Consider the following 12326-nt stretch of genomic DNA (forward strand, 5'->3'; position numbering starts at 1 on the left):
CGGTGCGCCATCACCCAGACGGGTGCGTAATACGAGACGCTCCCAGCCCTCGCCAACCCCCGCCGCCTAGACTTGTCCCATGGCTCAACGGAACACCTGGCAGCGCGAACGCGTGCGCGAAGCGCTCGCCGACGCGCGTGGTTTCGTGAGCGCGCAGAACCTGCACGCCGCGCTGCGTGACGACAACACCGGGATCGGACTCGCGACCGTGTACCGCGCGCTCGCCGGACTCGCCGCATCCGGCGACGCCGACTCGCTGCAGAGTCCGGAGGGCGAGGCGCTCTATCGCGCCTGCACCACCCAGGCCCACCACCACCACCTCATCTGCCGTTCCTGCGGTCTGACGGTCGAGATCGAGGCGAAGGACGTCGAGCAGTGGGCGCACCGCACCGCCGCTCTCCACGGGTTCACCGAAGCCGCGCACGTGGTCGACATCTTCGGACTGTGCACGCCCTGCACGAACAAGCGCGACGCCGAACGGGCAGCGAACGCGTGAGCCCCTCGGCAGGCACGGCGACCCGCCCGGGGCATACGCACGCGCACCGCCCGACACGCTCGCCGCGTTCCGCGTGGGTCGGCCTCGGCCTCGGCGTCGCGATCATCGCGGCGCTCTTCCTCGTCGACCGATTCCTGCCGTCCCTCTTCCCCGCGTCGCTGCCGACCCGCGCGCAGGACGGGCTCACGCTCGCCCTCAGCGTGCTCATCGAGGCTCTGCCGTTCGTGGTCCTCGGCGTTCTGCTCTCGATCGTGGTGCAGGTCTGGCTCCCGGCCGACGTCATCCACCGGTGGCTGCCGAAGCGCGCCTGGGCACGTCGTGCGGTGCTGTCGCTGCTCGGGATGCTGATCCCGGTCTGCGAGTGCGGCAACGTGCCGTTCGCGCGCGGCCTCATGATGCGCGGGCTCGCTCCGGCCGAGGCGCTGACGTTCCTCATCGCCGCGCCGATCGTCAATCCGATCGTGATCCTCACCACCCATGCGGCATTCGGGTGGGACGGCGGCATCCTCATCGCCCGCCTCGTCGGCGGGTACCTGATCGCCAACCTCATCGGCTGGATCTATAGCCGGCATCCGTCGCCCGACTCCCTGCTGACGCAGCGCTTCGTCGACACGTGCGACCGTGTCACGCACGAGCCGGGCACGCCGGTGCGCCGCAGCCTCACGCAGTTCCTCGTCGAGCTGCGTGCCGTCATGCCCGCGCTCGTGATCGGATCCGCGCTCGCCGGAGCCGTGCAGGTGCTCATCCCGCGTGACATGCTCCTCGCGATCGGATCGAATCCGGTGCTCTCGATCGTCGCCATGATGGTGCTCGCGATGACCGTCGCCATCTGCTCGAACGTCGACGCGTTCTTCGCCCTGTCCTTCGCGTCGACGTTCTCGTCCGGCGCGCTGGTCGCGTTCCTGCTGGTCGGGCCGCTCGTCGACATCAAGATGCTCGCGCTCATGCGCACCACGTTCACCGGACGCACACTGGCCGGCATCGTCGGCGTCGTGGTGGCGGCGGCCTTCGCGATCGGGATCGGGGTGAACGTCCTTGTCTGAGCAGACGACATCGCGAGCGCGGGCCCTCGGCACGCGCTGGCTCGGCGTCGGCCTTGCCGCGGTCATCGCCGTCGTCACGCTCGGTCTCGGCATCACCGGACGGCTGACCCTCTACATCAGCCCCGAATCGGTGTGGTTCGCGTGCGCCGCGGCCGTCGTGACCCTGGCCGGAGCGATCTGGTCGTTCGCGCTTCCCCTCGGCGAGGAGGGCGACCACGATCACGGGCACGGCCACGATCACGGGCACGGAGCGGATGCCGCAGACGACGCGCATGACGCGCCGCGACCGGCGGCCTCGCCCCGGCGAACCCTCGCCGCCGTCGGCGCGGTCACCGGCGGAGTCGTCGCCACGGGCGTGGTCGCCGCCGCCCTCGTGCTGCCGCCGGCGTCGCTGTCGGTGGAACTGGCGATGTCGCGCGCGGGGGAGCAGACCGCACTCTTCGCCGGGGCCGACACCGTCGCTCTCGGCGTCGCGGACACCACGACCTTCGGCATCGGCGACTGGGCGAGCGTCTTCGCCACCGCGACGAACACGACCGCGTACGACGGGGCCGCGGTCACCCTCACCGGCTTCGTCACGCCCGGTGCTTCGGGCGACGACGGCGTGAACCTCACCCGTCTGGTCATCACGCACTGCGTGATCGACGCGCAGACCGCCACCCTGCCGGTCTCGGTCGATCCCGACGAGTACCCCACCGGCCAGTGGGTCGAGATCACCGGAACCGTCAGAGCGGATGCCGACGGCGACCTCCACATCGAGCCGACCGACGTCGTCGCGATCGATGAGCCGGGGGATCCGTATGAGTACTGAGGACGAGCGGCCGGAGATCCCCGCCGTCCCGCGCACGCGCGCGGAGATGCGCGCCGCCCGTGAGGCCGCAGAGGCCGCGGAGGCGGAGCGGATCACTCGCGCGGCCGCGCCCGCGGAGCAGACCGAACGGAGCGCCGAACAGCCGGATGCCGGCGCGGACGAGGCGGCTGTTCGAGAAGCGGCTGCCCGGGAGGCGGCTGCCCGTGAGGCTGTTCGCCTGGCCGGTGAGCGCGAGATCGCCGAGCAGGAAGCCGCTGCCCGGAAGATGGCCGCCTTCGAAGCCGCGGCTCGGGAGGATGTCGAGGCGACTGCTCAGGAGGATGTCGAGGCGGCTGTCGCGGCCGACCTCGGTGAAGGGCTCGAGAGGGACGCGGTTTCCGCGGTTCCCGTCGCCCCCGAGTCGGTGCTGGCCGGGCTGACGCCGGTCGCCCCGGACGCTGCCCCACGACCCGTCCCGGGGACCGACACCGCGACATCGGTCCCTCGCGGGCCGGTGCGGAACCCGCGCCGCTTCCTCATCGCCCTCGGCGCCGTCCTCGGCGTGCTGGTGCTGGTCGGAACCGGCCTCGGCATCGTCAGCCTCCTGCAGGGACCGCGCATCTCCGAGGTGCAGGTCGATCCGGCGCAGGCGATCGAGTCCTCGGGCAGCCGAGTCATCATCACCGCGAACCAGGCGCTCGCCGACATCGACCCCGAACAGGTCACGGTCGAGCCCGCGGTGCCGTTCACGGTCGACGCGTCCGGCCGCGGAGTCGGCATCCGCTTCACCGTGCCGCTCGACGAGTCGACGAAGTACACGGTGCGCGTCGCCGATGTCGCGGGAAGGGGCGGCGGGCCGTCGACCGACCTCCGCACGACGTTCACGACCCCGGCCTCGAACATCTTCCTGCTCCGGCGAGACGCCTCCGGCGATGACACCATCTTCCGCACCGACCTCAGCGGCGAGAACGCCGTGCCCGTGTTCTCGCACGAGGAGATCAACGACTTCCGGGCGACGTCGACCCAGCTGGTCGTCTCCGTCGCGGAAGACGACGGCTCCCGGCTGCTCGTGATGGACCGCGACGGCACGGACGAGCGCGAGCTGAAACTCCCCGGCGTGGGATTCGTCGGGGCGATCCAGGTCTCCGAGCGCGGCGGGCTCGTCGGCTACAGCTACTCGGACCGCGAGCTCAGCGACACCGAGGGCCGTGCCAGCGTGCTCGTCACCCAGTCGCTGAGCGGGGACGACGATCCGCAGATCATCGAGGTCGGCGACGCCGAGGCGAGCGTCTTCGTCTGGCAGTTCGTCCCCGACAGCGCCGCCGTGCTGTTCATCGACTTCGACGGTGCGCTGTCGCTCGTCGACCGTTCGACCGATGCGGGAGTGCAGTCGCTGGGACTCGCGTCCACGATCCAGGGGATCTCCCGCGGAACGTACACCGCGATCGTGGAGCGCGTCGACGGCTCCGTGGTGGAGATCAACCTCGCCGACGGGTCGGAGGCGCCGCTCGCGGCATCCGATCCCGACTACGGCACGGCGACCTCGATCACCCCCTTCCCCGGCGGCACTCTCCGCCATGTCGTGCAGCGCGACGCGAACGGCATCCCGGTGGGGCAGGCGGTCATCCGCGTGGACGAGGACGGCACGGCGACGCCGCTGGTCGAGGTCGGCTCGTCCGACCGGATCCTCCAGGCCTGCGCATCGCCGAGCGGACAGTACGCCGCGGTGGCCCTCGCCGCCGACATGGCGAACAACCCGTACGACGGGATGCTCCTGCCGCTGCCCGAGAACGTCGAGACGCACCTCATCGACATGGATTCCGGCAAGGAGCTCGTCGCTCTCACGGGCTTCGACGCCTCCTGGTGCCAGACGGCTCCGCGGTTCTGAGATGGGCTCGCGGCTCTGAGATGACCGACCACGATGCGCGGCGTCGCGCCACGCGCGCGGAGCTGAGCGGCTCGGCGGTCGATGTCGCGCCTCGTCTGCTCGACGCGGAGCTGCGCACGGTGCTCACGGCACCCGGTGCCGACCCCGTCGAGGTGCGCCTGCGCATCACCGAGGTCGAGGCCTATCACGGGCAGGGAACAGGGGCGCTGCCCGACCCCGGCTCGCATGCGCGCATGGGGCGGACGGCGCGCAACGCCACGATGTGGGGCGAACCCGGGCATCTGTACGTGTATCTGAGCCACGGCATCCATTCCTGCGTCAACGTCGTCGCCGGTCCCGAGGGGCAGGGCGACGGGGTGCTGCTCCGCGCCGGCGAGGTCGTCTTCGGGACGGATGCCGCAGCCCGGCGCCGTGGCGCGACACTGCCGCTCGGACGCACGGCGCTGCGCGATCTCGCGCGAGGACCCGGTCGGCTCGGGCAGGCCGTGGGCCTTCGGCATCCGCTGCATGACGGGATCGACGCGATCACCGGCGCGGAACAGCACGGCGCGCGGGCGGAGCTGTGGCTCGCGGAGCGCCGCACCGACATCGCCACCGGCCCTCGTGTCGGCGTGGCCGGCGTCGCCGGAACGGACGCCTTCCCGTGGCGGTTCTGGCTCGACGGGGATCCGACGGTGTCGCCGTTCCGCTGGGGACGCGGGGCGCAGGCGGCCTCTTCCGGCGTGCTAGACTGACTCTTTGTCTGCGCACACTCCTGTGCGCAGTTCGCGTGCCGGTTGGGTTTTCTCGGTTCCTGAGCTTGTCGAAGGAGTCGAAGGGCCCGCGGCGTGCAGACAAGGGATCTTGGGTGGGGCCGTCCGGCCCCACGGTAGAGAAGGAGTCACCATCATGGCAGCAGTGTGCCAGGTGACCGGAGCTGTTCCCGGTTTCGGTCACAACGTCTCGCACTCGCACCGCCGGACGAAGCGCCGCTTCGACCCGAACGTGCAGAAGAAGACCTATTTCGTGCCGTCGCTCGGCCGTAAGATCACGCTCAACGTGTCCGCCAAGGGCATCAAGGTGATCGACGTCCGCGGCATCGAGAACGTGGTCAAGGACCTCCAGGCGAAGGGTGTGAAGCTCTAATGGCCAAGAAGGCTCAGGACGTCCGTCCGATCATCAAGCTGCGTTCGACGGCGGGTACGGGTTACACGTACGTGACCAAGAAGAACCGCCGCAACACCCCCGACCGCCTCGTGCTGAAGAAGTACGACCCGGTCGTCCGCAAGCACGTCGAATTCCGAGAGGAGCGTTGATCAATGGCTAAGAAGAGCAAGATCGCTCGCAACGAGCAGCGCAAGGTCATCGTGGAGCGTTACGCCGAGCGTCGCGCCGAGCTGAAGAAGACCCTGGTCGACCCGAACGCCACCGACGAGGCCCGCGAGGCCGCACGCGTCGGCCTGCAGAAGCTGCCGCGCAACGCGTCGCCTGCTCGCGTGCGTTCGCGCGACGTCATCGACGGCCGCCCCCGCGGTGTCCTCACGAAGTTCGGCATCTCGCGTGTCCGCTTCCGTGACATGGCACACCGTGGCGAGCTGCCCGGCGTGACCAAGTCGAGCTGGTAAGCACCCGCTGAAAAGGGGCGAGGATCTTCGGATCCTCGCCCCTTTTCGCGTTCCGGGTCAGGCCCCTGCGGCATCCGCATCCGCATCCGCATCCCGCGCGCAGCGGCGCGGTGTCGGGCTGACTTCGCAGCCTCGGGCTGAAGATCGAGGCGGCAGCTTCCGCCGGACGCGGTGTCTTCTCCCGACGGTGAGCCTCCGACTTCTCGTCCACAGTGGGCGCTGTCACTCAGCTCTGCACATGCTCCGCGGAGCGACGGGCGAAGCTCCGCAGGAGATGCGCACGCCGGGCAATATCGGCACCCATGGATCCGGTATCTGCGCTGCGGGCGCGCGATGGGGTAGCGAGAGTCAGAACGCTTCGGCGAGTCGGCGTCAGCGATCACGATCTGCGTCGAGCGCGAGAACGAGGGCTGATCTTCTCGGTGTGCCGGGGCTGGGTCGCATTGCGCGGAGCCGATGGGATGCTGGTGGCCGCGGCACGACGGGGGGGTCGTGCTCAGCTGCGTGACGCTCGCCGCTCGCAAGGGGCTGTGGGTGCTCGACGATTCGCGGCCCCATCTCGCGGCGCCACCGCGGTCAGGCCACGCGTCGGCTGCGCGCGGAGTCATCCATTGGAACGCGCCGACCTTCCCTCGCGATCCGGATTCCTGCGAGGACTCGCTCGAGAACGCGTTGGTGATCCTTGCCCGGTGCCAACCGTACGAGAGCGCCTTGGCGACATGGGAGTCGGCCTTCAGGCAGAGGCTGGTCGATCCAGCGGAGCTCGAGCGAGCCCCGTTGCCGCCCGTCGCCCGTCGGCTGGTCGAGGAAGCGCGACCGTTCGCCGACTCGGGCACCGAGACGATCTTCCTCACGCGGCTCGCCTGGCTCGACCTGGCGATCACCCCGCAGGTGTGGATTCTGGGACACCGGGTGGACTTCCTGATCGGCGAGCGCCTCATAGTCCAGGTCGACGGAGGTCACCACGTCGGCGCGCAGCGCTCCAGTGACATCGCGCACGATGCTCTGTTGACGCTGCATGGTTATCACGTGATCCGCATCGGCTACGACCAGCTCATGAATCAGTGGCCGTGGGTGCAGCGGACCATCCTCGCCGCCATCGGGCAGCGGCTTCACCGTGCAGCCTGATGCGTTCGCGATGCCTTACATCGAGTCGGGCGGAGATCTCGCCGATGGGCGGAGGATGCATTCGCAAACCTCCGCCCATCGATGAGATCTCCGCCCGACAAGGTGCGGTAAGCGCGCGGCGCGCAGCGCCCGGGCATCAGGCGACGGATGCCGTCGCGTGCGCCTCGGCCCAGGCGAGGGCCTCGTCGGCGATCTCCTCCCAGCCGTCCTGGCTGACGAGCCGGTGCGTGCGGCCGGTGTACTCCTTGCGCTCGACGATCGCGGGGCTGCCGGTGGAGAGGTACTTCTTCTCGATCGCCCGCACGATGGCCGGCGGCACGACGTGGTCGATCTCTCCGGCGATCAGGAGCAGCGGGGCGCGGTCGGCGCGGCTGTAGTCGACGTGGGTCACGCCGCCCTTCTCGTTGAGCACCGAGGTGACGCCCTCGAAGAAGACCCGGTTGTACGAGTTCACCGCGTACTCCTCCCACAGGGCGTCGGATGCCGCGCGGGGCAGGTCGTTGCCGAACGTGAAGTGAAAGTGGCGCTTCGACAGCGGCTTCGCGCCGTTGCGTCCGAAGGGGTTCGAGAGGATCGGCGTGCCGGTCCACAGAGTGGAGAGGGGGAGCGCCGTGACGCCGGCCGTCTGCCCCGGTGCGACGCCGACGTACGCGACGCCGAGTCCGCGATCGGCGAGCATCTGGGTGATCACTCCGCCGAACGAGTGGCCCATGATGATCGGCTTGGCCGGGAGGGCGCGGATGATGCGCTCGTAGTGGTCGGCGATCTGCTTCAGGCCGATGCCCTTGAGAGCTGCCGGGTTGCGACGGATGTCCTCGACCGTGCGGTCGTCGATGCCGGGCCACCCGGGAACGATGACCTCGTGGCCCTTCGCGCGGAAGCGCTCTGCCCAGGTGTCCCAGCTCTTCGGCGTCATCCACAGTCCGTGGATCAGGACGATCGGGGTCTTGTCGGTGCTGTTCATGATTTCTTCTCCTGTCTGCGGCCCCGCCCTCTGCGGTGGCTGTATAGTGATAGTAGACCGAACGTTCTATCTACCGCAACTCCTTCGACAAACTTCTTTTCCGCGATCGGATTCGAGGGGCGGATGCGGGGGATCGGATGCGACGATGAGAGGAGAGAGATCATGAACATCACCACGAAGCGCCCAAGTCCCGCCCGCGCCCGATTGATCGACGCCGCCACCCGCCTCTTCTACGAGGAGGGCATCCATGCGGTGGGTGTCGATCGCGTGATCGAGGAGGCCGCGGTGACGCGCGCCACCCTCTACAAGCAGTTCGGCGGCAAGGAGAATCTCGTGCTCGCGTACCTCGCGGGCGAGGACGAGGCGCTCCGAAGCATGTTCGCGGATGCCGGAGCCGCCGTCGCCGATCCCGATGACCTGCTGACCGCCGTGATCGACGGCATCGCCGCCGACATCCGCCACCGCCACACGCGCGGATGCCCGTTCATCAACGCGGCAGCCGAGTACCCCGATGCCGCGGGCGCCGTGCGCCGGCTCATCGGCGAGCACCGGGAGTGGTTCCGGGCGACGCTCCAGGCCGTGGCCGAGGGGGCGGGTCTCACGCGTCCGGCCGACGTCGCCGCATCGCTCGTCCTGCTGCGGGATGCCGCCCTCGTCGGCGGCTATCTCGACGGCGACGACCGCGTGACGCCGGCGTTCGAGCGCACCGCGCGGTCGGTGATCGACGCGCACCGGCGGGCGTGAACGACCTGAAACGTGTGACTGGAGTGACCAAAGTGGTGCGACACGCCCAGTAATTGCCCAAAACCCGCGAAATGACGCGGAAATGTGGGCGGTCGTTGATACATTCGAGGCGGTCGCAAGACCAGGAGCATCCGCTCCGAACCCACAACGATGCGACGGGATCTCGTCGCTGGAGGAGTGACATGGCTGACAAGTCCATCACCAAGACCGAGCTCGTCGCGAGCATCGCAAGCGCCACGGGCCAGAGCCAGGCCACCGTCTCCGGTGTCCTCGACTCGCTGTTCGCCACGGTCTCCGACGCCGTTGCCAAGGGCAGCAAGGTCTCGATCCCGGGCTGGATCTCGTTCGAGCAGGTCGACACGGCCGCACGCACGGGCCGCAACCCGCAGACCGGCGCCGAGATCAAGATCCCGGCCGGCAAGCGCGTCAAGGTGACCGCTGGCTCCAAGCTCAAGGCTGCCGTCAAGTAATTCGACGCACCTTCACGAAGGCCGCCGCCCCACTCGGGTGGCGGCCTTCTGCGTCTGCCGACGGCGGTCAGCCAGGACGGATGCCGCGGCTTAGGCTGGAGGGGTGACTTCCGGCGCCGAGACGACCACCCGGTCCTCGGCGTATCGACTCGCCGGGATCGCGATCCTCCTCGTCGCAGCCGTCATCGCCACGGTGATCGCCCTCGCGCTCGGCGGCGGAGCGAAACCTCCGCTGCTGCAGGACCCCGGGCCCTTCGTGCTCTGGGGCACGCCGATCGCGAAGCTCGTGATGAACATCGCCGGTGCCGCGATGCTCGGGTCGCTGGTGCTCGCGCTCTTCGCGCTGCGGGCGGGGGAGCGGGCCTTCGACGCCGCGCTGAACATCGCCTCGATCGGCGCTGCGGTCTTCACTGTCGCATCGGGGCTGGCCGGATTCCTCGCGTTCATGGCGGCGTTCAACCCGAAGCTCAGCATCGAACGCGAGTTCGGCGCGCAGCTCGGCCGGTTCCTTCTCGACCTGCCGCTCGGGCAGTCATGGCTGATCACCACGATCTTCGGCGCGGTCATCACGGTGCTCGCGTTCGCCTGGCGCACCTGGACGCCGACGCTCATCACGGCGCTCCTCGCCGCGGCATCCTTCCTGCCGCTCGCGACGCAGGGCCACGCGGGAGATCTCGCCGGCCACAACGTCGCGGTGAACTCGATCCTGCTGCACATGATCGCGGCGGCGGTCTGGCTCGGCGGGCTGCTGCTGCTCGTGCTGCTGCGCGGCCGCACCGACGTCGACACCCCGCGGCTGGTGGCGCGGTACTCCTCGCTCGCGATCGCCGCGTTCGCCGTCGTCGCCGTGTCGGGTGTCACCCGCTCGATCGTCGCCGTCGGCAGCTGGGACGCCCTGTGGGCCACTCCCTACGGCGCGATCGTGCTCGCGAAGGTCGCGCTGCTCGTCGGCATGGGGCTGCTCGGCGCCTGGTATCGCACGCGCCTCATCCCGAAGCTCGAGGGGGAGCGCGCCACGCGCTGGTTCTGGATGCTGGTGCTCGGCGAGGTCGCGCTGATGGGGCTGGCCTCCGGTGCCGCAGCCGCGCTCGCGCGCACGCCGCCGCCGACCGGGGAGACCGCCGCGTTCGCCCAGACGCCGGCCGAGATCCTGACAGGCGCCAAGCTCCCGCCGGAGCTCACCCTCGAGCGCTGGTTCACCGCGTGGAACATCGACGTGCTCTGGCTGGTCGCCGCCGGATTCGGCCTGTTCCTCTACCTCGCGGGTGTGATCCGCCTGCACCGCCGCGGCGATCGCTGGCCGATCTACCGGACCGTGTTCTGGGTGCTCGGCATGCTGATGCTCGTCTGGGTCACGGGCGGACCGATCAACGCCTACCAGGAGTACCTCTTCAGCGTGCACATGCTCGGGCACATGATGCTGTCGATGGCGATCCCCCTGCTGCTCGTCTCCGGCGCCCCGATCACGCTGGCGCTGCGTGCCGTGCGCAAGCGCGACGACGGCACCCGCGGCGGCCGCGAGTGGATCATGTGGGCCGTGCATTCGCCCTTCGCCCGGGTGGTCACCCATCCGTTCGTCGCGGCGGCGATCTTCATCCTGTCGCTGTGGGCGTTCTACTTCACCGACCTCGTGCGCTGGTCGATGTACGAGCATCTGGGACACGAGTGGATGGTCATCCACTTCCTCCTGTCCGGCTACCTCTTCGTGATGAGCCTGATCGGCGCCGATCCCGTGCCGTACCGGCTGCCGTATCCCGGACGCCTCATCACGCTCATCGCCGTCATGGCCATGCACGCGTTCTTCGGCATCGCGATCATGATGCAGGAGGGGCTCATGGTCGCGGACTGGTTCGGTTCGATGGGCCGCGACTGGGGGGTCGACCCGCTGGCCGATCAGTACGTCGGCGGCGGCATCGCCTGGTCCATCGGCGAGATCCCCACGCTGATCCTCGCCATCACGGTCGCGATCCAGTGGAGCCGCAGCGACACGAAGCTGCAGCGCCGGAACGATCGGCATGCCGACCGCACCGGCGACGCCGAGCTCGAGGAGTACAACGCCAAGCTCGCCGCCCTCGCCGAGCGCGACCTGCGGGACGCGGAGCGAGAGCGCCGCTAGGCCCGCTCAGTCGGCGATGGGTTCGCCCGGGGAGCCGACCCGGATCGACGCGGACCCGTCCGGCAGGATCGTGATCGTGCCGTTGACCTGGAAGGGCACGTCCTCGGACACCGGCTCGATCGAGCCGTCGAACAGCGACTGGATCTCGACCTCGACGTGAGCCACGGCATCCGTCGTCGGGATCTGCCAGTTGCCGCCGTCCGGTGCGACCGTGACCTGCGGCTGGGCGCTGATCGACCACTGCGGCGGGGAGGCGATGCGGTCGCGGACCTCCAGGCCGAACGGGCACGCGGCCGGCATCAGCACCTGCTGCGTCGTGCACTGTGTCAGGAACTCCTCGACGCGCTGCTGCACGACGCCGACGAACTCCTCGGTCGGCGTCGTCTGCACGTCGAGCGGCGTGATCGCCAGAGGCGTGTCGGCCAGCACCCCGGTGCCGGAGGCCTGCGCGATGGGGGTGTCGACCGTGACCGAGTACAGGCCGGGCGTGAATACCAGGAGGGGCAGCGGGTCGATCGCGGTCGCGTCCGCTCCGGCGGCCGACACCTGACGGCGATCGACCTCGAAGCCGTTCACCGCGAAGCGGTCGGCTCCCAGGACCGTGAGGTCCACGACAGCCAGCGGGCTGGTGGTGAAGCGCCAGTCGGGGGTGACTCCTGCCCAGCCGTCCTGCTCGACGAGGAACGTGGTGGTGCCCGCATGGCCGCCGGCCTTGTAGCTGACGGTCACGGCCGTCTTGCCGTCGGCGGGCTCCTCCGACTCGATCTCGACATCGGTCAGCGGTGCGAGCGCGGCATGACGGAGCATCGCCTCGGATGCCGCGGCGTCGATGCCCGCCGCATCGAGCGTCTCGCGGTCGACGGCGACGCCGGGGATGCGCAGGGCGTCCGCGGCGCGACCGGCGGCGAGGAGGTCGAGGTAGCGGGTCACGAACGCCGAGGGGCCGTAGAACTGCTGGTAGAGCGTCGCGCCGCCGGCGCCGAGGGCGGCGAGGAGAAGCACGCCGACGAGCGCGAGCATCGTCAGATCGGCACCGAGACGGGCGCGCCGGGGCACCGCGGTGTCGACCTGCTGCATGGCGTC

General features: G+C 69.7%; 14 protein-coding genes. 12 read left to right on the plus strand and 2 right to left on the minus strand.

Translation table 11 applies throughout. The features are described from left to right. Window positions 1-79: 79 nt before the first annotated feature. From MRBLWH11_RS06125 to MRBLWH11_RS06165, 9 genes are all read left to right on the plus strand, one after another. The gene (locus tag MRBLWH11_RS06125; protein WP_116633536.1) at window positions 80-496 is read left to right on the plus strand and encodes a transcriptional repressor; all 417 of its coding nucleotides are present in this window, start codon (window positions 80-82) and stop codon (window positions 494-496) included. Beyond that, on the plus strand, window positions 493-1539 hold the full coding sequence (locus MRBLWH11_RS06130; protein ID WP_116633537.1) for a permease: 1047 nt from the start codon (window positions 493-495) through the stop codon (window positions 1537-1539). The genes MRBLWH11_RS06125 and MRBLWH11_RS06130 overlap by 4 nt, the downstream gene beginning before the upstream one ends. Further along, window positions 1532-2350 (plus strand): TIGR03943 family protein, encoded by an 819-nt coding sequence (locus tag MRBLWH11_RS06135; RefSeq protein ID WP_116633538.1) that lies wholly within the window; start codon window positions 1532-1534, stop codon window positions 2348-2350. The genes MRBLWH11_RS06130 and MRBLWH11_RS06135 overlap by 8 nt, the downstream gene beginning before the upstream one ends. Continuing rightward, window positions 2340-4217 carry an Ig-like domain-containing protein gene (locus MRBLWH11_RS06140; RefSeq protein ID WP_243408755.1) on the plus strand — a complete coding sequence of 626 codons (1878 nt, stop codon included), beginning with the start codon at window positions 2340-2342 and terminating at the stop codon, window positions 4215-4217. The genes MRBLWH11_RS06135 and MRBLWH11_RS06140 overlap by 11 nt, the downstream gene beginning before the upstream one ends. A gap of 20 nt (window positions 4218-4237) precedes the next feature. Further along, complete coding sequence (locus tag MRBLWH11_RS06145) at window positions 4238-4951, plus strand: DNA-3-methyladenine glycosylase (protein ID WP_341947142.1); 714 nt, start codon at window positions 4238-4240, stop codon at window positions 4949-4951. Window positions 4952-5105: 154 nt separating this feature from the next. Next, window positions 5106-5342 carry a 50S ribosomal protein L28 gene (gene rpmB, locus MRBLWH11_RS06150; RefSeq protein ID WP_017203559.1) on the plus strand — a complete coding sequence of 79 codons (237 nt, stop codon included), beginning with the start codon at window positions 5106-5108 and terminating at the stop codon, window positions 5340-5342. Next, window positions 5342-5512, plus strand: a complete 171-nt coding sequence (gene rpmG / locus MRBLWH11_RS06155; RefSeq protein ID WP_046014935.1) for a 50S ribosomal protein L33 — start codon at window positions 5342-5344, stop codon at window positions 5510-5512. Before rpmB ends, rpmG begins: the two co-directional genes overlap by 1 nt. Before the next feature lie 3 nt (window positions 5513-5515). Further along, window positions 5516-5821, plus strand: coding sequence for a 30S ribosomal protein S14 (gene rpsN, locus MRBLWH11_RS06160; protein WP_017829734.1), 306 nt, complete (start codon window positions 5516-5518; stop codon window positions 5819-5821). A 534-nt stretch (window positions 5822-6355) separates the two neighbouring features. After that, on the plus strand, window positions 6356-6949 hold the full coding sequence (locus MRBLWH11_RS06165) for a DUF559 domain-containing protein (protein WP_341947143.1): 594 nt from the start codon (window positions 6356-6358) through the stop codon (window positions 6947-6949). A gap of 136 nt (window positions 6950-7085) precedes the next feature. On the opposite strand, the gene MRBLWH11_RS06170 is transcribed toward MRBLWH11_RS06165, so the two are convergent. After that, window positions 7086-7913 (minus strand): alpha/beta fold hydrolase, encoded by an 828-nt coding sequence (locus MRBLWH11_RS06170; protein ID WP_341947145.1) that lies wholly within the window; start codon window positions 7911-7913, stop codon window positions 7086-7088. Window positions 7914-8075: 162 nt separating this feature from the next. Here MRBLWH11_RS06170 and MRBLWH11_RS06175 point away from each other — a divergent pair, with 162 nt between their 5' ends. From MRBLWH11_RS06175 to MRBLWH11_RS06185, 3 genes are all read left to right on the plus strand, one after another. Beyond that, window positions 8076-8657 carry a helix-turn-helix domain-containing protein gene (locus tag MRBLWH11_RS06175; protein WP_341947146.1) on the plus strand — a complete coding sequence of 194 codons (582 nt, stop codon included), beginning with the start codon at window positions 8076-8078 and terminating at the stop codon, window positions 8655-8657. Window positions 8658-8839: 182 nt separating this feature from the next. Further along, window positions 8840-9127 carry an HU family DNA-binding protein gene (locus MRBLWH11_RS06180; protein WP_017203554.1) on the plus strand — a complete coding sequence of 96 codons (288 nt, stop codon included), beginning with the start codon at window positions 8840-8842 and terminating at the stop codon, window positions 9125-9127. A gap of 103 nt (window positions 9128-9230) precedes the next feature. Beyond that, complete coding sequence (locus MRBLWH11_RS06185) at window positions 9231-11243, plus strand: cytochrome c oxidase assembly protein (RefSeq protein ID WP_341947148.1); 2013 nt, start codon at window positions 9231-9233, stop codon at window positions 11241-11243. 6 nt (window positions 11244-11249) lie between these two features. Here the strand turns inward: MRBLWH11_RS06185 and MRBLWH11_RS06190 are convergent, their stop codons facing one another. Beyond that, complete coding sequence (locus tag MRBLWH11_RS06190; protein WP_341947150.1) at window positions 11250-12320, minus strand: hypothetical protein; 1071 nt, start codon at window positions 12318-12320, stop codon at window positions 11250-11252. Window positions 12321-12326 lie beyond the last annotated feature (6 nt).

The organism is Microbacterium sp. LWH11-1.2, assembly GCF_038397745.1.
GTDB lineage: Bacteria > Actinomycetota > Actinomycetes > Actinomycetales > Microbacteriaceae > Microbacterium.